Source organism: Nocardia panacis (assembly GCF_003598715.1).
Classification (GTDB): domain Bacteria; phylum Actinomycetota; class Actinomycetes; order Mycobacteriales; family Mycobacteriaceae; genus Nocardia; species Nocardia panacis.
Window position 1 is genome coordinate 239,299 of sequence record NZ_QZFU01000041.1, and the last position, 21,876, is coordinate 261,174.

At 66.3% G+C, this 21,876-nt stretch carries 18 protein-coding genes and 1 tRNA gene; 12 read left to right on the plus strand and 7 right to left on the minus strand.

Annotation, left to right across the window (positions count from 1 at the left end):
- The first annotated feature begins 35 nt into the window (after positions 1-35).
- Entirely contained in the window at positions 36-1,961 is a 1,926-nt protein-coding gene (gene dnaG, locus D5S18_RS29190) for a DNA primase (RefSeq protein WP_120044322.1), read from the plus strand.
- A 206-nt stretch (positions 1,962-2,167) separates the two neighbouring features.
- Here dnaG and D5S18_RS29200 read toward each other — a convergent pair whose 3' ends face one another.
- Entirely contained in the window at positions 2,168-2,413 is a 246-nt protein-coding gene (locus tag D5S18_RS29200; RefSeq protein WP_120044324.1) for a hypothetical protein, read from the minus strand.
- A 208-nt stretch (positions 2,414-2,621) separates the two neighbouring features.
- On the opposite strand from D5S18_RS29200, the gene D5S18_RS29205 reads away from it, so the two are divergent.
- Positions 2,622-2,694 (plus strand) — tRNA-Asn (locus tag D5S18_RS29205).
- A gap of 341 nt (positions 2,695-3,035) precedes the next feature.
- On the opposite strand, the gene D5S18_RS29210 is transcribed toward D5S18_RS29205, so the two are convergent.
- Entirely contained in the window at positions 3,036-3,758 is a 723-nt protein-coding gene (locus tag D5S18_RS29210) for a TetR/AcrR family transcriptional regulator (protein WP_120044325.1), read from the minus strand.
- A gap of 71 nt (positions 3,759-3,829) precedes the next feature.
- Between D5S18_RS29210 and D5S18_RS34605 the strand changes: the two genes are divergently transcribed.
- The 3 genes from D5S18_RS34605 to D5S18_RS29220 are packed head-to-tail and all read left to right on the plus strand — an operon-like array spanning position 3,830 to position 4,685.
- The gene (locus D5S18_RS34605) at positions 3,830-4,135 is read left to right on the plus strand and encodes a hypothetical protein (RefSeq protein ID WP_147404257.1); all 306 of its coding nucleotides are present in this window, start codon (positions 3,830-3,832) and stop codon (positions 4,133-4,135) included.
- Between the two features lie 17 nt (positions 4,136-4,152).
- Positions 4,153-4,455 carry an ATP-binding cassette domain-containing protein gene (locus D5S18_RS29215; protein WP_345789820.1) on the plus strand — a complete coding sequence of 101 codons (303 nt, stop codon included), beginning with the start codon at positions 4,153-4,155 and terminating at the stop codon, positions 4,453-4,455.
- Positions 4,440-4,685: an ABC transporter permease gene (locus D5S18_RS29220; protein WP_158608018.1), complete on the plus strand. Its 246-nt coding sequence runs from the start codon at positions 4,440-4,442 to the stop codon at positions 4,683-4,685. Before D5S18_RS29215 ends, D5S18_RS29220 begins: the two co-directional genes overlap by 16 nt.
- On the opposite strand, the gene D5S18_RS29225 is transcribed toward D5S18_RS29220, so the two are convergent.
- Entirely contained in the window at positions 4,675-5,937 is a 1,263-nt protein-coding gene (locus tag D5S18_RS29225) for a cytochrome P450 family protein (protein ID WP_120044328.1), read from the minus strand. The two genes, D5S18_RS29220 and D5S18_RS29225, sit on opposite strands and share 11 nt — an antisense overlap.
- A gap of 151 nt (positions 5,938-6,088) precedes the next feature.
- Here D5S18_RS29225 and D5S18_RS29230 point away from each other — a divergent pair, with 151 nt between their 5' ends.
- Positions 6,089-6,973, plus strand: coding sequence for an NHL repeat-containing protein (locus D5S18_RS29230; RefSeq protein ID WP_120044521.1), 885 nt, complete (start codon positions 6,089-6,091; stop codon positions 6,971-6,973).
- A gap of 21 nt (positions 6,974-6,994) precedes the next feature.
- Here D5S18_RS29230 and dnaE read toward each other — a convergent pair whose 3' ends face one another.
- The 3 genes from dnaE to D5S18_RS29245 all read right to left on the minus strand — a co-directional run bounded on the left by dnaE (position 6,995) and on the right by D5S18_RS29245 (position 13,394).
- On the minus strand, positions 6,995-10,546 hold the full coding sequence (dnaE, locus tag D5S18_RS29235; RefSeq protein WP_120044329.1) for a DNA polymerase III subunit alpha: 3,552 nt from the start codon (positions 10,544-10,546) through the stop codon (positions 6,995-6,997).
- A 421-nt stretch (positions 10,547-10,967) separates the two neighbouring features.
- Positions 10,968-12,269, minus strand: a complete 1,302-nt coding sequence (locus D5S18_RS29240; protein WP_120044330.1) for a sensor domain-containing diguanylate cyclase — start codon at positions 12,267-12,269, stop codon at positions 10,968-10,970.
- 402 nt (positions 12,270-12,671) lie between these two features.
- Positions 12,672-13,394, minus strand: a complete 723-nt coding sequence (locus D5S18_RS29245; RefSeq protein ID WP_120044522.1) for a GbsR/MarR family transcriptional regulator — start codon at positions 13,392-13,394, stop codon at positions 12,672-12,674.
- 176 nt (positions 13,395-13,570) lie between these two features.
- Between D5S18_RS29245 and D5S18_RS29250 the strand changes: the two genes are divergently transcribed.
- The 5 genes from D5S18_RS29250 (at position 13,571) to D5S18_RS29270 (ending at position 20,488) form a co-directional block, all read left to right on the plus strand.
- A complete protein-coding gene (locus D5S18_RS29250) occupies positions 13,571-14,761 on the plus strand; it encodes a cytochrome P450 (RefSeq protein WP_120044331.1) in 1,191 nt (396 codons plus the stop codon).
- 486 nt (positions 14,762-15,247) lie between these two features.
- Entirely contained in the window at positions 15,248-16,792 is a 1,545-nt protein-coding gene (locus D5S18_RS29255; RefSeq protein ID WP_239004070.1) for a beta-N-acetylhexosaminidase, read from the plus strand.
- 6 nt (positions 16,793-16,798) lie between these two features.
- The gene (locus D5S18_RS29260) at positions 16,799-18,103 is read left to right on the plus strand and encodes a flavin-dependent oxidoreductase (protein WP_120044332.1); all 1,305 of its coding nucleotides are present in this window, start codon (positions 16,799-16,801) and stop codon (positions 18,101-18,103) included.
- A 276-nt stretch (positions 18,104-18,379) separates the two neighbouring features.
- The gene (locus D5S18_RS29265; RefSeq protein ID WP_239004087.1) at positions 18,380-20,242 is read left to right on the plus strand and encodes an APC family permease; all 1,863 of its coding nucleotides are present in this window, start codon (positions 18,380-18,382) and stop codon (positions 20,240-20,242) included.
- Positions 20,243-20,263: 21 nt separating this feature from the next.
- A complete protein-coding gene (locus D5S18_RS29270; protein ID WP_120044333.1) occupies positions 20,264-20,488 on the plus strand; it encodes an SAM-dependent methyltransferase in 225 nt (74 codons plus the stop codon).
- A gap of 119 nt (positions 20,489-20,607) precedes the next feature.
- On the opposite strand, the gene D5S18_RS29275 is transcribed toward D5S18_RS29270, so the two are convergent.
- Positions 20,608-20,952, minus strand: a complete 345-nt coding sequence (locus tag D5S18_RS29275) for a histone-like nucleoid-structuring protein Lsr2 (RefSeq protein WP_120044334.1) — start codon at positions 20,950-20,952, stop codon at positions 20,608-20,610.
- A gap of 171 nt (positions 20,953-21,123) precedes the next feature.
- Between D5S18_RS29275 and D5S18_RS29280 the strand changes: the two genes are divergently transcribed.
- Positions 21,124-21,810: a nitroreductase family protein gene (locus D5S18_RS29280; RefSeq protein ID WP_120044335.1), complete on the plus strand. Its 687-nt coding sequence runs from the start codon at positions 21,124-21,126 to the stop codon at positions 21,808-21,810.
- The last annotated feature ends 66 nt before the right edge of the window (positions 21,811-21,876 follow it).

Here is a 21,876-nt window from a genome sequence, read left to right on the forward strand (position 1 = left end):
GGCGAACTTTCCGCGTGCCGGCCTAGACTCGCTGCGTGGCAGGACGACTCTCCGACCGCGATATCGCGGCGATTCGCGACCGCGTCCGAATCGAGGACGTGGTGGGGGAGTACGTCGCCCTGAAGCGCGCGGGCGTGGATACCATGCGCGGTCTGTGCCCGTTCCACGACGAGAAATCGCCCTCCTTCCACGTGCGGCCCAACCACGGCCTGTTCCACTGCTTCGGCTGCGGTGAGGGCGGCGACGTCTACGAATTCCTGCGCAAGATCGAGCACATCGGATTCGTCGAGTCCGTGGAGCAGATGGCCGACCGGATCGGCTACCAGATCAACTACGAGGGCGGCGGCCCCTCCGTGCAGCGTGACAGGGGCACCCGCTCCCGTCTGGTCGCGGCCAACGCCGCCGCGCACGAGTTCTACATGTCCCAGCTGCGCGAACCCGCGGCGGAGGCGGCCCGCAAATACCTCACCGACCGCAGCTTCGACGGCGCGGCGGCCCAACAGTTCGGCTGCGGCTACGCGCCCGACGGCTGGGACACCCTCACCAAACATCTGCTGCGCAAGGGTTTCGAATTCAAGGAACTGGAGGCGGCAGGCCTGTCCAAACAGGGCAAGCGCGGCCCGATCGACCGGTTCCACCGGCGGCTGCTGTGGCCGATCCGCAACCTCGGCGGCGAGGTCATCGGATTCGGCGCGCGCAAGCTGTTCGAGGACGACACCATGCCGGGCAAATACATCAACACCCCGGAAACGGTGCTGTACAAGAAGTCTCAGGTGCTGTTCGGACTCGACCACGCCAAGCGGGACATCGCCAAGGGCCATCAGGCGGTGGTGGTCGAGGGCTACACCGATGTGATGGCCATGCATCTGGCCGGGGTCAAGACGGCCGTCGCCTCCTGCGGCACCGCCTTCGGCGAGGATCACCTGGCGATCCTGCGACGCCTGCTGATGGACGACAATTTCTGGCGCGGGGAGATCATCTACACCTTCGACGGCGACGCGGCAGGCCAGGCGGCGGCGCTGAAAGCCTTCGCGGGCGACCAGCGCCTGGCCGGGCAGACCTACATCGCGGTGGCCCCGGACGGACAGGACCCGTGCGAACTGCGCCAGCATTCCGGCGACGGCGCGCTGCGCGACCTGGTGGCGCGTCGAACGCCGCTGTACGAGTTCGTGATTCGTGGTCTGCTCGCCGAGAACAACCTGGATACCGCCGAGGGGCAGGTGGAGTCGCTGCGGCGCGCGGTGCCGGTGGTGGCCCAGATCAAGGACAACGCCCTGCGCAAGGCCTACGCGACCAAACTGGCGGGCTGGGTCGGCTGGGACGATATCCAGACCGTGGTCCGCCGGGTCGGCGACGAGGCGCGTCGAACGCGAAATGGCACCGCTCCCAATGGGTCCCGGCCCGCTGCCAACGGTGCGGCGGTCGCCTCGCAGGTCGAGCGCGATGCCGGACGACCCAACCCCGGCGATCCCGCGCTGCTGCCGCAGCGCCAAGTCCTGTGCGCCGCACTGCAATACCCGGCCATCGCGGGCGCGGTATTCGATGCTCTGGAGCCGGAGGCGTTCACCCATCCGGTGTATGTCACGGTGCGCGGTCTCATCGCCGAGGCGGGCGGCACCGCGGCCGGGCTCGGCGGCGCGGAGTGGGTCAACGCGGTCGCGGATCGGGCCGAGGACCTCACCGTGCGCGCCCTGATCTCCGAATTGGCGGGCGAGCAGCTACCGGTGAAGTCCGCGGGCGATATTCCGAGATTCGTCACCGGAGTGTTGGCGCGGGCGCAGGAATCCTGGGTGGGGCGGCAGATTGCCGAGCTGAAATCCAAACTGCAACGCATCTCCTCCACCGAGGAATCCGATGCCTATATGGCGCTGTTCGGCGATCTGGTGGCGCTCGAACAGTATCGAAAGAGTCTGCTCACCCAGGCCATGGGGAATTCGGACGATTTCGCGCCCAGCAAATAGTGGGGTGTGGAGAACTTCGCCGCCTGCGTCCGCGGTGACCCTATCGCTGCGATGCCGGATACGCGGCAGGCTCGTGGACGCCCAATGGGCGCTGTCGGCGCATCATGGCCGAAGCGAAGGCGGAGGTACGCCTCCCTCGCCGCGACCGGCCTGCGCGCCCCGGAGGAGCTGCAGGCCGACGCGGCTCAGGTGGTCGCCCTGGCCGGCTAGCGGCGCAGCTGGTCCTGCGGGACCAGCAGGGTGGTGCGCTCGTCCAGTGGCCGCATGGGCTCCAGTTTCGGGCGCGTGCTCAATTTGTCCGACAGTCGCTGCCTGCCGATGAGCACCAACCTGCGTGTGACCGGACTCTCGGTGACGGCTCGGGTCGCGGCGCTGATCTGCTCATAGCGGACCCGCCCGGCCTTGGTACCGAGCACATAGCCCGCCGCTATGCCGATCATCAACCGCAACATCTCGATCTGCTCCTCCCAGTTGCCAATTCGCGGCTCCCATCCTGCCCGACGCCCCCAACGGGTGTCGATCCGGATCCCCCTGTCCCCACCCCACCCCCACAGCGCCCGGTTCTCCGCATGCCCCCAGGTAGAAGCGCGATTTGGGAACGCTCACACCAATACGCTAGAGTTTGTTCTCGGCCCGCCCGAGAGGGAGAGCCGGGAACAATCCCCTATAGCTCAATTGGCAGAGCAGCCGACTGTTAATCGGCAGGTTTCTGGTTCGAGTCCAGATGGGGGAGCGTATAAGCAACCCTCTACCTGTGCAAATAGGTAGAGGGTTGCTTTCGTTCTGGGGTGTGCGTGCGGAATCTTCTGTACTTTCCCCTGATGTTCATTCCCGTACTTCCCGGAAGTGTACTGGTCGAGCACTTGCCGAACGTCCTGTCGACATAGTGCTGTTCGATAGTCGAGCGCATTGCGTCGAGAACTGATGCACCACGGGCGCATAGCCGCGCAACATACTGAGCGAACGGCAGCGGCGTGTCGAATTCGCACACAGCGGCTCGGGTCGCCGTTTGCTTGCGTTACCGGAGAGGGTCCGCTCGCCCTGCTCAATAAACCGAGGTGTGCGCTGGATATCTCAACTGAGTGACAGGCGGGCGGCGAACCCGTCGAGAAGTGCGGCAAGCCCTTGCTCGAACTGCTCGCGCAGGGCCGGATCGGTCATCGGTGGGGCGGTCGCGTCGCGCTGTTCCCGATAGGCCGCGTCGAGTTCGGGGAACTCGCCGGTCTCGAGTAGTGCCTCGCCGAATTGGATTGCCGCGGCGACGGATTCGGTGGTCGAGTCGGCGCGGGAGGCCAATTCGATGGCCTGTAGGGCGGTGCCGAGTACGTAGGCGTCGACGGCGGCGATGAGCGCGAATTTCTCGGTGATGCCCAGTTCGGTCGCGGCCAGGGTTGTCAGGTTCTGTTCCATGTGCCGCATGGCATTCGGGCCGAACGCGGCGTCGGTGAGTGATAGCGCCGCCCAGGGGTGTGCGATGAGGACGGTGCGGGTGCGGCGGGCGATGGTGGCGGTGGCCGCGCGCCAACCCGCGCGCAATTCGGCGTCGGGCACCAGGAGGTCGGCCAGGATGGCGTCCTGCATCAATGCCACCACATCGGCCTTGTTGCGCACGTAGTAGTACAGCGTCATGGTGCCTGACCCCAGTTCCGCCGCGATGCGTTTCATGGTGACCGCGTCGAAGCCATCGGTGTCGGCGACGCGCAGGGCGGCGGCGGCGATCTGATCCCTGGTGAAGCGCGGTTTGCGCCCTGCCGGTTCGGGTCGGGTCCAGATCGGTCCGGTGTCTGCCGTTGACATGCGTACAGCATACGAATACCGTATTCGTATCGCATACGAACAAGGCGTATGAAATACGAAAAGGTCTGGCCATGAGCCGTAGCGAATCCATCATCGACCGCCTCCACCTCGCCATGCATCGCCTCCCCGGCATGCCTGATCACGAGCGCGCACCCGACCGAAACTCCAATAGGGCGGGCCGGGTTCGTGCCCTGCGCTGGAACTCTGCCGGGCGGGACCGGGCCGCGCGCTGGAATCACACAGTCAACGAGTCCGCCTGCGTCCGGGCGGCACGGTGGAATTCCAACGCCGTCGCCGAACGGGTGCACGCGCGCCCGCCCCGCGTATTAGTGGGCTGGCAGACCTGGATCGGCGACCGGCTGGGTCGAGGCCGGTGATGATCTCGGCGGAGGGCGTGACCAAGGTATTCGACGGCGGCACCGGACTGCACGGCGTCGACCTCGCGGTCCCGGCCGCGACCGTGACCGCGCTGCTCGGTCCCAACGGCGCGGGCAAGACGACGATGGTGCGTATCCTGACCACCCTGCTGCGACCCGATTCCGGCACGGTGCGGGTCGCCGGTCACGATGTGCGGCGCGAACCCGAACGGGTGCAGGCCCGCATCGGGATGACCGGTCAATCGGTCGCCGTGGACGCCAAACTGTCCGGGCCGGAGAATCTGCGGAGGAAGTCACACAGCAATTGGCCGCGCTGTTGATCATCCCGGTGTTCTTCAGCAGTGCGCTCGTGCCCACGGAGACGATGCCGGGTTGGCTGCGGATCATCACCACCGATCAGCCCATGACCCATGCGGTGGATGCGCTACGCGGGCTCCTCCTCGGCGCGCCCATGGGAGATCATCTGTGGCTCGCGGTGCTCGAATTCGGCGGGATCAGCAGCGTCGCTTGCCTTCTCGCGGGCGTCCTGTTCCGGCGGTCTACTCGTTAGGTGTTTGGTCGACGGCCCAGGGCGACACGGTGTGGCAGTCCGTTCCGGGCCGGTAGGGGGTGGTGGGGTGGATGGGGAGGGTGGTGAGGCCCTGGATGACGAGGCTGTAATGGTGGGTTGGGGTGGGTGCGGCGGGGGCGAGGGTGGGGTAGCGGTGAAGCAGGGAGGTCAGGGCTATCTCGGCTTCGAGGCGGGCCAAGGGGGCGCCGGGGCAGTGGTGGATGCCGTGGCCGAAGGCGAGGTGGGGGGTTGGGGTGGGGAGGGTGATGGTGTGGGGGGGGGGGTAGTGGGCCGGGTCGCGGTTGGCGGCGGCGAGGCTGATGGAGACCAATTCGCCCTCGGGGATCTCGATGGGGCCGACGGGGAGCGGAGCGGCGGTGTAGCGGGGTGTGGTGAAGTCGACGGGGCCGTCGAGGCGGAGGAATTCTTCGATGGCGGAGGGGATTCGGGTCGGGTCCTGCTGGAGGGTGCGCCGCAGATCGGGGTGGTGCAGCAGGGTGTTGACGCCGGAACTTATCAGGTTGACTGTCGTTTCGTGGCCCGCGATGAGCAGCAGGTAGGCGGTGGCGAGTAGTTCGTCGGCGGTCAGGTGGGATGCGGTGTGGGCTCGGACGAGGTCGGACAGCAGGTCGGCGCCGGGGGCGGATTTCTTGGCTTCGATCAGATCCGTTAGGTAGGCGGACATTTCGCGGGAAGCGGCGTGGCGTTGTTCGGCGGTGCCCGTGGAGGTGACGAGCAATTGGGACCAGGCGCGGAAGCGGGGGCGGTCGGTGTAGGGGACGCCGAGCAGTTCGCAGATCACCATGACCGGCAGCGGCATGGCGAATGCGGCTATGAGATCGACGGTTTCGTGGTCGGCCAGACTGTCGAGGAGTTCGTCGGTGATCTGTTGGATGCGCGGCCGCATGGCTTCGGCGCTGCGCGGGGTGAAGGCCGGGCCGATGAGTCGGCGCAGGCGCGTGTGGTCGGGTGGATCGCTATTGAGCGGGTGCGGGCCGAGATTCAGCGATTCCGGATTGAAGGCGGTGTGCGGATTCTGCTGCCGCGTCGCCGCGATCATGCCGTCGATATCTTTCCGCAGGCGGGAATCCGTCAGTGCCGCACGGGCTTGCGCATAGCCGAGGATGACCCACCGCGGCGTTCCCCTCGGCAGCCGCACCCGGTGCACCGGCCCCTGCTCGCGCCAGCGCCGATAGTGTCCGTGTGGGTCCGCGAAGAACTCCGGCCCAAGTGCTTCGATTTCGTCGACCATGTGCACCCCTGCCGCCGCGACCCCTCGATCCAACCTACTCCGCGCCCGCCCCGCTCGATCGTGTTTCGGCGCTCGGGCGCGCTCGGATGTCGGTGTTCACGAGATCAACGATCTAGCGTTGGAGTTGGAGCAGCGCCGAGAGGAGAACCCAGTGTTCGATGCGCTTGTGGTACTCGATATTCGCAATGATGCGATTGTCCGGATTGATCCGAGAGCCGGGTCGGTGACGGTCGCGGTGGCGGATGCCGGGCATTTCCCGGACGGGTTGGTGTACGACCCGACGGCTGATCGCCTGTACTGGACCACCATGGGCAAGCCGACCTCGAAGGGTGCGGTCAAGGATTTCTCCGCGCCCAACGGTTCGATCGAATCCGTGACGTTGCACAGCGGCACGCGCGAGACCGTACTTCCGGAGGGTGCGCTGACGACGGGGAAGCAGCTGGCGCTGAATGCGGGACGGCTCTACTGGGCGGATCGGGAGGGGTGCAAGGTGAGCACGGTCGAGGTCGGCGGCGGACCGGTCACCGATCTGATCGTGAACCGGCCACTGGGCAAAATGGCGCAGTGCGTCGGTATCGCGATCACCGCGACAGACCTGTACTGGACGCAGAAGGGTCCGGCCAAGGGCGGCAAGGGGCGCATCCTGCGCGCGGGGCGCGAGATTCCGGCGGGGGAGTCGGCCGCATCCCGCACGGATATCGAAACTCTGTGGCGGGACCTGCCCGAGCCGATCGACCTGTGGGCCGACCTGGTGAACGGCTACCTGTACTGGACCGATCGCGGCGCGAAACCGAACGGCAATACCCTCAACCGCGCCCCCATCCCGGCGCGGGGTGAATCCGGTGCGCCACCGCGGATCCTGGCCGGCGGCTTCCACGAGGCCATCGGCTTGACCGTGGACATCGCCGAGGACACGGTGTACGTCTGCGACCTGGGCGGCACGGTGCGCGCGGTCGCGGCGGACGGTTCGAGTGAGCGAGTGGTGGCACGATGCGACGATCGCGCGTTCACCGGGATGGCGGGGATTGCGGGATGAGCAGACGCGGCGATCCGGTACTCATACAAGAACTTTGACACCGCGAATCGCCCGCAGCTCACCCAGCAGCGCCGAGGACACCGTCACCGGATACCGGTCGACCGCGACGGTGGTGCGCCGCTTGCCGTAGCAGACGACCAGCCGGACCGGTGTCGCCCCGCGATGCGCGTCGAGCGCGGATTTGAGTTCGCGGACGGTCTCGCGATCGGTATGCACCGCGGCGAGTTCCAGGGTCAGCGGCGGTTCCTCCGCACCCGCCTCGAGGGTGGCGAGGTGAGCGCCGAAGATCGCCATCCGCTCCTCCCGCCAGTTGACTCGCCCCGCCACGGCGACCACCGCGTCGAGGGCGAGTTCGGTGGCGAACAGCGCGTAGGACTTCGGGAAGAACAGCACCTCGACGGCGGCGTCCAGATCCTCGACCTGCGCGATGGCCCAGCTCTCGCCTTTCTTGTTGACCCGGCGTTCCAGCGCGGAGATCATTCCCGCGATGGCGACGTTGCCTTCGCGCGGTGGGTTGGCCAGCAGCGCCGCAATGGGTTTCGGCGCGTGTCGCCGCAGCAGGTGGTTCGCGCCGTCGAGTGGATGCCCGGATACATAGAGCCCCAGCATCTCCCGCTCGAGTCCGAGCAGCTCGTCGCGCGGCCACTCCTGGTCGCCGATCCGCAGATGTGCGAGCGGTGAAGCGTCGCGGGCTGTTTCGGCCGCGCCGAGGTCGAACAGGTCGAATTGGCCGAGTGCCCGGCTGCGTTTGAGTCCGGTGATGGCGTCCACGGCATCCTCATGGATATCGAGCAGTGCTCGGCGTGGTTGTCCGAAAGAGTCGAACGCGCCTGCCTTGATGAGGGATTCGAGGACCCGCTTGTTGCAGCAGAGGAGTTCGGACTTCTCCAGGAAGTCGGTGAACGAGGTGTAGTCGCCTTTGTGCGTGCGGGTTTCGATGATCGAGTCGACCACGTTGGCACCCACGTTGCGGACCCCGCCGAGTCCGAACCGGATATCGTCCCCGACGGCGGCGAAGCGCAGCGAGGATTCATTGACATCCGGTGGGAGCACCCTGATGCCGAGTTGGCGGCATTCGGCGAGGTAGATGGCGGATTTATCCTTGTTGTCGGCCACCGAGGTGAGCAGTGCCGCCATATATTCGGCCCGATAATTGGCCTTGAGGTACGCGGTCCAGTAGCCGACCAGCGCGTAGCCCGCCGCATGCGATTTGTTGAACGCGTATCCGGCGAAGGGCAGCACGGTATCCCAGAGCGCCCGCACCGCGTCGTCGGAGAAGCCGCTGTCCCGCATACCCGCCCGGAAACCCTCGAACTCCTTGGCCAGCACCTCGGGTTTCTTCTTGCCCATGGCGCGGCGCAGCACATCGGCGCGACCCATCGAGAATCCGGCCACCCGCTGGGCGATCTGCATGATCTGCTCCTGATACACGACCAGGCCGAAGGTTTCGGCGAGAATATCGCGCAGCGGTTCGGCCAGTTCCGGATGAATCGGCTCGATGGCCTGCCGGTCGTTCTTGCGGTCGGCGTAGTTGTTGTGGGTGTTCATCGCCATCGGACCGGGACGATAGAGCGCGTTCACCGCGATGATGTCCGGAAAACCGGTCGGCGCCATGCGGCGCAGCAGTTCGCGCATGGCCGCGCCGTCGAGCTGGAAGACGCCGAGACTTTCGCCTCGGCCGAGCAGCTCATAGGTTTTCGGGTCGTCGGTGCCCAACGTGTCCAGGTCTATGGTCTCGCTGCGGTTGGCGACGATATTGTCGATCGCGTCACCGATCACCGTGAGATTGCGCAGGCCGAGGAAATCCATTTTCAGCAGGCCGATGGCCTCGCAGGACGGATAGTCCCAGCCGGTGATGATCGCGCCGTCCTCGCGTCGCCACAGCGGAATCACCTCGCGCAGCGGCTGCGCGGACATGATCACCGCGCACGCGTGCACACCCGCATTGCGAATCAGCCCCTCCAATCCGCGCGCGGTCTCGAACAGGGTGGCGACATCGCGGTCGGATTCGAGCAGCGCGCGGATCTCGGCGGCCTCCGGATAGCGTTCGTGGGCCGGGTCGATAATTCCCGACAGCGGAATATCCTTCGCCGCGACCGGTGGCGGCAGCGTTTTGGAGACGCGGTCGGCCAGGGCGAATCCCGCCTGCCCGAAATGGACCCGCGCCGCATCCTTGATCGCGGCCTTGGTCTTGATCTTGCCGAAGGTGATCACCTGCGCCACCCGGTCCGCACCGTATTTGGCGGTGGCGTAGTGGATCATCTCGGTGCGGCGGCGGTCGTCGAAATCCATATCGATATCGGGCATGGAGACACGTTCCGGATTCAGGAACCGTTCGAACAGCAGACCGTGCTCGATCGGGTCGAGGTTGGTGATGCCCATCGCGTAGGCGACCAGCGACCCGGCGGCGGAACCTCGGCCCGGTCCCACCCGGATACCTTGCTCCCGTGCGTAATTCATCAGGTCGGCGGTGATCAGGAAGTAGGCCGAGAAGCCCTTGCGCACGATGATGTCGAGTTCGAACTCGGCGCGGCGCCGGTACTGCTCGGGCACCCCGCCGGGTAGGCGGCGGTCCAGGCCGCGCAGCACCTGCTCCCGGAACCAGCCCGGCGCGTCGTAGCCGTCGGGCGCGTCGTAGACCGGCATCCGGTCGGCGTGCGCCCAGACCTCGGCATAGGATTCGACTCGCTCCGCGATGCGCAGCGTGCTGTCGGCCGCGCCGGGCACCTCGACATCCCAGTAGGCGCGCATCTCCTCGGGCGAGCGCAAATAGTAGCCGTCGCCGTCGAATTTGAATCGCGTCGGATCACCGAGCGTCTTGCCCGCCTGCACACACAGCAGCGCCGCGTGTGCCTCGGCCTGTGCGCGCGCGACATAGTGGGAGTCGTTGGTGGCCAAGGGCGCGAGCCGCAGTTTCGCGCCGATCTCCAGCAGCCCTTCGCGCACCGAGCGTTCGATGGTCAGGCCGTGATCCATCAGTTCGACGAAGAAGTTCTCCGCGCCGAAGATATCGCGGTAGTCGGCGGCGGCCCGCAGCGCTTCGTCCCGCTGACCGAGTCGCAGCCGGGTCTGCACCTCGCCGGACGGGCAGCCGGTGGTGGCGATGACGCCCGCCGCGTGCTCGGCGATCAGGTCCCGATCCATGCGCGGTTTGCGGTAGTAGCCTTCGATACTCGCCAGCGAGGACAGCGCGAACAGATTGCGCAGTCCGCGCGCGTCGCGGGCCAGCATGGTCATATGCGTGTACGCGCCGCCGCCGGACACATCGTCACCGCCGCGCTGCCCCGCCTGCCCCCAGAGCACCGGCTTCTTGTGGAACCGACTGCCCGGTGCGACGTACGCCTCTATCCCGATGATCGGTTTGACGCCCTTCTCGGTGGCGACCCGATAGAACTCGTCCGCACCGAACATATTGCCGTGATCGGTCATCCCGACCGCGGACATACCGAGCCGCGATGCCTCGTCGAACAACGGCTCGATCTTGGCCGCGCCGTCGAGCATCGAGTACTCGGTGTGGACATGCAGATGGACGAATGACGACACGGGCGGCCCTCCTTGCTCGGCTGGCGTCATTCGAGCCGACCGACCGGGAAGGGGTCAAACAATCGACGCGCCCATGCGACACAACCGAAAGTTGTTGCCGCAGGTGCTTGGTCAGCAATACGCGGCTGCGAACCGCCGCTACGGAACCACTCCCGCCGAGGGCGATGGCGCGGATCGATGGCGTGTATCGGCGCTACCTGTCGACTACCTCAACAACCACCCATTGTGCCGCCCCACAGCGATGCGCCGACCCGTCCCCTCTCACGTTTCGGGTCGGCGCACCAGGTGGGAGAACCGCCGGTGCCCGGAAAGACACCGTCCCGCTGGATGATGTCGCATCGGCGAACGACAACGTTTCGCTCGGCACGTCGATCGAGCAACCAATCGGCGTGTCGCCCCGCCCCACTGGCACCGGTCTCAATATTCGACACCCCACTCCCGCGCGGTGGGATCAGCGGTGGTTGGACAGGAGGTGGGTGTGGGTGTGGGCCTTGGCCCGATATAGCTCGGTGTCGGCGGCGTCGAGCAGGGATTCGGCGTGTGCGCCCGAGACCTCGGTGCGCACGGTGCCGATACTGGCGGAGACGCGTAAATGGTGCTCGCCGATGACTATCGGATCGGTGAGGGCGGCGCGCAGGCGGTGGGCGATGGTGGTGACGCGGTGGTCGTCGGCGGGCGGCGGGATGAGCGCGACGAATTCGTCGCCGCCGATCCGGGCGACGAGGCAGTCGTGTCCGCGCACGCTCTCGTGCAGGCGGGTGGCGACCGCGGTGAGGACCCGGTCGCCGACGCCGTGGCCGAAATGATCGTTGACCTGCTTGAAACGGTCCAGATCGGCGAAGCAAAGGCCGATCTGGTCGTCGCCGCGCGCGGTGTCGATGGTGGTGGCGATACGTTCGAGCAGGTGGCGGCGGTTGGGCAGGCCGGTGAGCGGGTCGTGTCTGGCTTGGCGGTGCAGTTCGTCCTGGAGGCGGCGGCGTTCGGTGACGTCCTCGCCCACCGCGAGCAGATAGTCGCGCCTGCCGTCGACACCCTTGACGAAGGTGATGGCGAAGGAGGTCCAACCGACGCTGCCGTCGGCCCGCACCATTCGCCGATCCAGCTTCAGCGTGCCCTGTCCGCGCGGCACCAGTTTGTCGTAGACCAGGGCGCGGATCTCCGCCCTGTCGTCGGGGTGGGCGAATTCGTAGACGGAGATCCCGCGCAGGGATTCCACTGGGACGCCGATCATCTCGGCCAAGCCGCGATTGGCTTCCAGCAGAACGCCGTTGGTGTCGCTGATCGCGATGGCCAGTGCCGCGTTGTCGAAGACGATGCGGAAGCGGGCATCACCTGCCCACTGCATCGGATCCGATTCCACCCACTGTGTGGGCTCGGACCGCACCATCGGCTGCGATCCGACTGCCCGGCGTGTGGGTTCCGATCCCGCTCTCGCGCAAGGCGTTCGGTCGATCTGGGCCTGGTAGCCCCGGCCGAATTCCGCCAGAATGGCGGCCACCCGCTCGGGTGCGTCGGGGCGCGGACAGTGCGCGCCGAGGCGATACAGTATCCGTGCCGAGGCGGCGCAGCCGCTGCGATGGGCGCGCGCGAGCGCGCCGCCGACCGCCGCGCCCACGCTCGCGTCGAAGGGATCGGCGGCCAGCGCGTCGGCAAGCGCGTCGATCCACTCGGCGAGTCGATGTGCCGACCCGTCCTCAGCTGTCAGCACTTGTCGCCACGCGGAAACCAGTGCCGTACGTTCGAACTCGTTCACCGCGCCCCCTCATCGTTGTCGCCGCGAACAACCCCCTGTTCGCGGTGACGTGTGTGTCTGGCTAGCGATCATGAAAAGCTACCGCACCGGGTGAGTTTCGGAAATGGCCGATGCGGGTGATGCGCTGGTCAGGACCTACGGATATGGCGTTGTGCCGCAGTGGGTTCGGGTCGGACGCGGCGGCGGGACGTCAGGGAGAAACTGCTTGTGACAAGGTGTTATTTAGCAGCGCCGCGGCGGTTCGCCGGGGAGCTCGCGCCGCCCGCGAGCAGCATCGGCGACGCCGTACAGAAGGGAAACCGGTATCAGATCGAAATCCGCGGATCCGAGGTACTTCCCGGCAAATCGGACGAATCGCAAAACTCCGCACCGGCATCGCGGATCGCCTGCGCGCCAACATTCTCAACGACCGAGATCCTCGGGCAGCAGGATGGCTCGCAACTGTTCGGTCATCCGCAGCAATTCTTCGCGGACATGATCGATGAAGACGGCGACATCATGCAGGCGCGCGCCCGCCGGGGTGGCCGGGCCGAGTAGATCGCCACCCTCGCGGGTGGCCGCCGCGAGCGTGGCGGCGCCTTGGCAGGCGAGCAGTGTTGAGCGGAACCAGGATTCGGTCTCCAGGACGTACTGGGCGCGGCGGCCGGGACCCGGTACGCGGCGGACGAAGCCGCGCGCGATCAGGTATTTCAGTGCGGGGCTGAGCGCGCCGGGACTGACACGCAGGCGTGCGGTCAGCTCGGCGGCGGTCAGGCTGCCGGTATCGGTGAGCAGCAGGCAGGCCAGTGTGCGCGCCGCGGTCCTCGGGGTGCGATTGTCGCGGTTGAGCAGTGCGGCGATGCGTTCGGCGAGGGCGCGCACGACCTCCGGATCGCGCCCGGATTCGGAGGGGATATCGAAGGTTTCGGCATCGGCGGGGCGGCGTCGATCGCGCCGCGCGCGCCGTCGGGCGGCCAGATGCGCCAATTCGGCGCTGTAGCGGCCCGGTCCGCCATTTCGGCCGACCTCCCGGCTGATGGTGGAGGTCGGGCGCTCCAATTGCCTGGCTATTTCGGCGTATCCGTGCCCCTCGGCCAGGCCGGTGGCAATGCAGATCCGGTCCGTATCGGTCAGTCTGCTCGCCACGAAACCCACCTCCGGGGCAAGTATGCGTTCATCCGGGACTCACCGCAACGATGCCTCTTCGCGGAGCGCGACTATTGCCGTTCTTTGCGCGAATTCACCTGGGCGTCCTGGTATTTCCGTATCGCATACTGCCGAACACGGCCTACCGTTCCGGCATCCGATGTTGAGGAGTTGCGATGACCGAAACGAGGACTGTACTAGCGGCCCTGCCGATCCGGCGGCCGACCGGACGCCCTTTCGACCCACCCGCGGAGCTCACCGAATTGTGCGCGCGAGAACCCTTGGTCCGCTTGCGCTTCCCGGATGGCCACCTCGGCTGGCTGGCCACCGACCACGCGACCATCCGCACCGTGCTCGCCCATCCGGATTTCAGCAATGAGCTGCGACGACACCATCAACCGGTGCTTTCCGACGCCGCGCCGCTGCGAGTGCCGCCGGGGGAGTTCCTCAATACCGATCCGCCCGAGCACACCCGATTCCGAAAGCTGCTCGCAGGCCGGTTCACGGTGCGTCGGATGCGTCAACTAGCCGACCGCGTAGCGGAATTCACCACCGAGTGCCTGGACGAGATGGCTCGCGCGGGCGGTCCGGTCGACTTGGTGACCGCACTGGCCCGCCCGGTTCCCGAGTTGATGATCTGCACGCTGCTGGGCGTGCCGCAAGCCGATCACGACCGCTTCCGCCGCATGAACAATCCCGCGGCCACACCGGCGGAAGCTCGGGCGAATACGCAGGCCCGATTGGACGAGTTGTTCGACTACATTCGGGCGTTGATCCTCGCCAAGCGCGCGCACCCGACCGATGATCTGCTCACCGATCTGACCGCCACCGACCTCACCGATGAGGAATTGGTGGGCGTCGGCGGTCTGCTGCTCGCGGCGGGCCTCGACACCACCGCGAATATGCTCGCCCTGGGCACCTTCGCGCTGCTGAGCAATCCCGATCAACTGGCGTCGTTGCAAGCCGATCCGGATCTGATCGACGGTGCGATCGAGGAGATGCTGCGCTATCTCAGCATCGCCCACCTGCTGATCCGCACGGCGGCCCGCGATGTCGATATCGCGGGCGCTCAAGTGAAATCCGGTGAGACGGTGGCACTTTCGATCCAGGCGGGCAATCGGGACGCGCGCCGGTTCGACAATCCCGACGAGTTGGACCTGCGGCGCGGCGCGGTGGGGCACCTGGCTTTCGGTCACGGTGTGCACCAGTGCTTGGGACAACAGTTGGCGCGCACGGAGATGCGGGTGGTGTGGCGCGAACTGCTGGCCCGCTTTCCAGGACTCCGGTTGGCCGTGCCGTCGGGGGATGTGCCGCTGCGAGGCGTCTACGAGATCGCGGGGGTGATCTCGCTGCCGGTCACCTGGTAGTGGCGGACATGAAGGGGGCCGGAGAATCTCCGGCCCCTTCGTCGTGGGTGTGGATGCCGGATGCACCGGTACAACGCCGACACCGCGTTCTCGATAACCCGGCAGGTGAATGTCGTGCCCATCACGCCGAGCAATTCGTACTACATCTACGCCGACGCGTCGAGTGCTACGACCACGGACACCAATTCTGGTCACGGGACTACAAATCGCCTGCAAGGCGGTATGACTCGGCGCGTCCTCGGGTCTGCGTCAAATCGGGGACGAAATATTTTCGATATGCGCCAAGGTAGTTGACATTTCATTCGACGAATTCGCCTCGGTGGCAAGGCGATTAGGAGATGATCGTGATGGTCGCAGGCGGGATGAAGTGAAAACCATTACGGAGACCCGATGTTCAAAAATATGAGGCGGCTGGCCGGGGGCGCGTTCGTACTCGCCCTGGTCGGTGCGATGCTCGCATGTTCGGATGAAAAGAAAAGTGACACAGTGGCTTCGGGGGTGGCGCTGGGCGATGTGCTCCCCATACCGGCGCAGGTGCACCCCGACTCCAATGCCGACTACACACTGAGCGAGGACGATTCGATCGCGGCCGATCCCGGTGCGGAGCTGCCCGCCGGACTGCTGGCGGACCTGCTGCGGACACCTACCGGATTCCGATTGCCGGTGGTGCCCGCACAGGGGTCGATCGCTTCGGGAATCGCGTTGACACTCAACAAGAATGCCGACAGTGCCCTGGGTGAGCAGGGCTACCGGATGACGGTCGGGAAGGGCATCACGATAGCGGCCAACGGTGCGGCCGGGCTGTTCAATGGCGTCGCCACGCTGCGCCAACTCTTCGGCCACGAAATAGAGACCGACACAAGGGAACCCGGCCCGTGGAAGGTCGCGGGCGGTACCATCGTGGACTATCCGCGCTTCGCCTATCGCGGCGCGATGCTGGACGTGTCGCGGCGCTTCCGCCCCAAGACCGAGGTGCTGCGCTACCTCGACGATCTCGCCCGCTACAAGATGAACTATCTGCAACTGCACCTGACCGACGACCAGGGCTGGCGGCTGCGCATCGACAAGTGGCCGCTGCTCACCGATATCGGCTCGAAGTACGAGGTGGGCGGCGGTCCCGGCGGCTACTACACCAAAGCCGACTACGCCGAGATCATCGCCTACGCGGCAGGTCGCGGGATCACCATCATCCCGGAGATCGATGGTCCCGGACATACCAACGCGGCGCAGTCGGTGTACCCGGAACTCAACTGCGACGGCAAAGCGGTTCCGGCGCGCAACGATATCAGCGTGGGCTACTCGTCGTTCTGCGTGCACAGCGAGGCCACCTACGCCTTCCTCGACGACGTGATCGCCGAGGTGGCCGCCATGACCCCCGGCCCGTACATCCACATCGGTGGCGACGAAGCGCGGGCCACCACCCCGCAGGACTATCGAACCTACGTGGACCGGGTGCTGCCGATCGTGACCAAGTACCACAAGATTCCGATCGGTTGGCACGAGATCACCAAGAGCGACAAGCTCTCCGCGCCCACCATCGCCCAATACTGGGGCACCACAGGCGATCCCAGTGGCACGGGCGACGCGGCGCAGGAAGCGGCCCGCATGATCGAGGCCGCGAAGAAGGGTGTTCCGGTCATCCTCTCGCCCGCCAATCGGTCCTACCTCGATATGAAGTACACCCCGCAGACCAAACGCGGCCTGATGTGGGCGGCCTATATCGAGATCGATGCGGCCTACGACTGGGATCCGGGCACCTACCTGAAGGGTGTGGACGAGAAGGCGATCCTCGGCGTCGCCGCGCCGCAGTTCTCCGAGAGCATGACCTCGCTGACGGATGTCCGCTACATGGCCTTTCCCAGGCTCACCGCCACGGCGGAGTTGGGCTGGTCACCTGCGGCTACCCATGATTGGGAAGGATTCAAGCGGCGGCTCGCCGAGCATGCGCGATTCTGGGAAACCGGCGGTATTCCCTACTACCGTTCACCGAAGGTCGACTGGCCTGCGCGAGCGGTTCCCCAATTTCGATAGGCGGCAATGACTTCCGTGGTGATCGCCGGTGCGGGCATCGGCGGTCTCACCGCCGCCCTGGCACTGCACGAACTGGGTGTGGCGGTGCGCGTGCTGGATTCGGCCGCGCGGCTGCTACCGCTCGGCGTCGGAATCAATCTGCTGCCGCCCGCCGTGCGCGAGTTGGCCGGGCTCGGACTCGAGCCCGCGCTGGCCCGCATCGCGGTGGCGACCGCGCAGATGGCGCATTTCGACCGGCACGGAAATCTCATCTGGAGTCAGCCGCGCGGGCGCGCGGCAGGCGAGCAGTGGCCGCAGTACTCCGTGCACCGGGGTTGGTTGCAACAGTTGCTGTACGAGACGGTGCGCGAGCGCCTCGGCCCCGATGCGGTGCGCACCGGCGCGGCCGTCCGAGACTTCGACCAAACCGCCGACGCGGTGAATATTCGTGTGGCGGTAGCCGATTCGGAATTCGAACTGCGCGCCGACGCCTTGATCGGCGCGGACGGACTGCATTCGGCGGTGCGCGCACGGCTGTATCCCGAAGAGGGCGCGCCGATCTGGTACGGCCAGCGGATCTGGCGCGGCGTCGGCCGGGCCGCACCCTTTCACACCGGTCGCACCGTGGCCATCGCGGGCGACAATGCCACCGCGAAGGTGGTCGCCTACCCGATCGCCGAGGAGTTGGACGAGCAGGGCCGCGCGCTGATCAACTGGGTGTGCGAGGTGGCCGATCCCGGCGCCGAACCCGGCACCGCCGACTGGGACCGCACCGGGCGACTCGCGGATGTCCTTCCGCACTACGCGGATTGGCATTTCGACTGGCTCGATGTGCCCGCCCTGCTCGCCTCCTCGACCCGCATCCTGGAATACCCGATGGTCGACCGGGATCCGCTGCCCGCGTGGACCAGCGGCCGGGTGACACTCCTCGGCGACGCCGCGCACCCCATGTATCCGCTCGGCTCGAACGGCGGCACCCAGGCGATCCTCGACGCCGCCGCACTGGCCGCCGCGTTCGCCACCGACGGCGCTGACGTCTCATTCAATACCGACGGCGCGGACGTCCCATTCAATACCGACGGCGCTGACAGCTCATTCAATACCGACGGTCTCGACGTACCCAAGGCATTGGCCCGCTACGACGCGGCCCGCCGCGAGACGGCCAATGCCATTGTGACGGCCTGCCACGATATGCCCGCCGACCGCATCCTTCGCACCGTCGCCGAACGTGCACCCGAAGGCTTCACCGATATCGCTCAGGTGCTGACCCCGGCCGAGTTGGCCGCGATCACGGACGCCTACCGGCAGACCTCGCCCACCGAATCGGCATAGGCCCCGGCCCTCGATCCGGCACAGCCCCCGCGGCACAACCTCGGCTTCGTTCGGCACAGCCCCCGCCTTGGGAGACCTCCCATGAATGCCGTCCCCGCTAAGGCTCCGTTAATGTGCACCCGAAACTGTGCACGCGCCCGTACCGCAGCTCTGGGGTATCGGGGATGTTCCGAGAGGTAGACGGTGACAACATCCGCGGACCGGCGGGCCTCGGCCTTCCGGGGCTGGCTGCTGGAAGGCACCGCCGACGAACGCTATTCGCAGCATCCCGGCCCGATGCGCAAACCCGGCGACGCCGAACACGAACACTCCTGGTGGAAGGTTATGTGCCTCACCGGAGTCGACTATTTCTCCACCCTCGGCTATCAGCCAGGTATCGCGGCGCTGGCCGCGGGAGTGCTCTCGCCGATGGCCACGCTGGTGCTGGTGGCACTGACCCTGTTCGGTGCGCTCCCGGTGTATCGCCGGGTGGCCAAGGAGAGTCCGCACGGCGGCGGCTCGCTGGCCATGTTCAGCCATGTGCTGCCCCGCTGGACCGGGAAATTCTTCATCCTGGTGCTGCTCGGTTTCGCGGCGACCGATTTCGTCATCACGATGACGCTCTCGGCCGCCGACGGCGCGGCCCACATCGTGGAGAACCCGTATGTGCCCAAGGCGCTCGGACAGCACAGTGTGCTCATCACACTCGTTCTGCTCGCCCTTTTGGCGGCCATCTTCCTGAAGGGTTTCGCCGAGGCCATCGGGGTGGCGGTGACACTGGTCGGCAGCTATCTGGCGCTGAATCTGGTGGTCGCGGTGGTCGGGCTCTACCAGGTGTTCAAGGCCGGTGATCTGGTCGTCGACTGGTCGCACGCGCTCACCGCCGAACACGGCAATATCGCCGCGATGATCGGGGTCTCGCTGCTGGTTTTCCCGAAACTCGCGTTGGGCCTGTCCGGATTCGAGACCGGTGTGGCGGTGATGCCGCAGATCAAGAGCGCGCCGGGTGAGCCGGAGGACAATCCGGTCACCAGGATCGCCGGTGCGCGCAAACTGCTCACCACCGCGGCGATCATCATGAGCAGCTTCCTGGTCGTCACGAGTTTCATGACGGCGGTGCTCATTCCGGAAAAGGAGTTCAAACCGGGCGGTGCGGCGAACGGCCGAGCGCTGGCCTACCTCGCGCACCAGTATCTCGGCGACGTGTTCGGCACCGTCTACGACATCAGCACCATCGCCATCCTGTGGTTCGCGGGTGCGTCGGCCATGGCGGGTCTGCTCAATCTGGTGCCGCGCTATCTCCCGCGTTACGGCATGGCTCCGGAGTGGGCGCGCGCGGTGCGCCCGCTGGTGCTGGTGTTCGCGCTCATTGCCTTCGGGATCACCTGGTACTTCGACGCGAATGTCGACGCGCAGGGCGGCGCCTACGCCACCGGCGTCCTGGTGCTCATCACCTCGGCGGCGGTCGCGGTGACACTGTCGGCCGCGCGAAAAGGCGAGCGGCACAAGGTGGTGGGCTTCGGCGCGGTCTCGGCCGTCTTCGTCTACACGACCATCGCGAATATCTTCGAGCGGCCCGAGGGCGTGCAGTTGGCCTCGCTGTTCATTCTGGCCATCATCGTGGTGTCGTTCCTGTCCCGCGCGCGCCGCTCGTTCGAATTGCGCGCGCTCGAGGTGAGTTTCGACGCGGCGGCCGCCGCCATGATCGATCAGGCCGCCGCCGAGGGCATGATCCGGATCGTCACCCACGACGTGGATCAGCGTCAGCCGCAGGAATATCGGGAGAAGGCGGCCGAACAGCGGCTCGAGAGTCACATTCCCGATGACGCACCGATCATGTTCCTGGAGGTGGTCGTCGGCGACGCCTCGGATTTCAGCACCGATCTGCGGGTCACCGGGATCGAGGTGGAGGGCTACCGCATTCTGAGCGTGGAGGCCACCGCCATCCCCAACTCCATCGCCGCCATCCTGCTGGCCATCCGCGATCGCACCGGACTCGAACCGCACGTCTATTTCGAATGGACCGAGGGCAATCCGCTGGTCAACCTGCTGAAATTCCTCTTCGTCGGCGAGGGTGAGGTCGCGCCGGTGACGCGGGAGATCATTCGCCGTGCGGTGCCGAATCCGGCCGATCGTCCGCACGTGCACGTCGATAGCTGACCGCGCGGTCGGGTCCGGCGATTGTTGGCGGCATTACCCAGTTCCTGGATCTGGGCTCGGGAATTCCGACCGTCGCGCACCCCGACCCCGGTGGTGCTGCGCGCACGGGACGAAATCGCGGCATTCCTGGACGGATTCGAGCCGGTCGAGCCGGGGCTGACGTATCTGTCGCAATGGCGGCCCGATCCGGGCGATATCGTCGAGATCCGGGATTTCGACGGCTGGGAGGGCATCGGCCGCATTTGATCGATCGTCCGCATGATCGGAGACGAACCGACCATGCGGACCATCCGGGCATTGTGGAAACACAAAAAATCGCGCCCCCTCGGGTGGTGGACACCCCGGGGACGCGTCGCGCGGATTTGCTACTTCTGGGCGCTGTTGTAGGCGGCGACCACATCGGCGGAGATACGGCCGCGTGCGGAAACCTTGTGGCCGTTCTTGCGAGCCCATTCGCGGATCGCCAGCGACTGGTCGCGATCGACGGTCGAGCGGAAATCCTTGCCCGCGCCACGGGTCTTGGTCTTCAGCCTGCCGGTGCGACGGGCGTTTTCCGCCCACGGCTCGAGTGCGGCACGCAGCTTGCCCGCGTTCTTGGTCGACAGATCGATCTCGTAGGCCACGCCGTCGATGGAAAAATGAACGGTCTCGTCCGCCTTCGAAGTGCCATCGAAGTCGTCGACCATGGTGACGGTTACTTTCTTGGCCATGCGGCAGTCCTTAGGGTAGGTGCGGGTATTTCCATTGGATGCTAATGCTCATTCGCGACTCGACCAAATCCCCATTCACTCGAGTTCGCTATCGTCCGTTGTGGATTTTGCAATCGCGGCGATTCTTTCGTTGCCGCCCCGCGCTTCGCGGCGCGGCCATACCCTGGCACCATGGGAACCCGCGAGCACAACCATCCCTTCGTATCCTATTGCCCGCCCCGTCCGGATGAGTCGACGGGTCTCGAACGCGGCGAACAGTTCCACGAATTCCTCGAAACCCGCCGCAGCGTCCGCTTCTTCGCAGGCGATCCGGTGCCGCGCCGGATGATCGAACTCGCCGTGGCCGCGGCGAATACCGCGCCGTCGGGCGCGCATCACCAGCCGTGGAAGTTCGTCGCCATTGCCGATCCGGAGGTCAAACATCGGATCAGAGTGGCGGCCGAACACGAGGAGCGCATCAACTACGAGGGCGGTCGGCTGCCGCAGGCGTGGCGAGAGGCGTTGGCCCCCTTGGAGACCACCTCGGACAAGTCCTACCTGGATGTGGTGCCCTGGATCGTGGTGGTCTTCGCGCAGAAGAGCGGTCTCGGCGCCGATGGCGCGCCGCGCAAGAACTACTACGTGAACGAGAGCGTCGGTATCGCGTGCGGAATGTTCATCGCCGCACTGCATTCCATGGGCCTGGCCACGCTGACCCACACACCCAATCCGATGGCCTTCCTCTCCGAGATCCTCGGCCGTCCCGGTTCGGAGCGCCCCTATATTCTCTTTCCGATCGGCTATCCTGCCGCCGACTGCGAGGTGCCCGCGCTCACCCGCAAGCCGCTGGCGCAGGCATTGGAGTTCTTCCCGCGGTGAGTGTGTCATCGGGTCCGGCGTTTCCGCGTGCGTACTCTGGCCCGGCGCGGTGGCCTGGCTCTACAA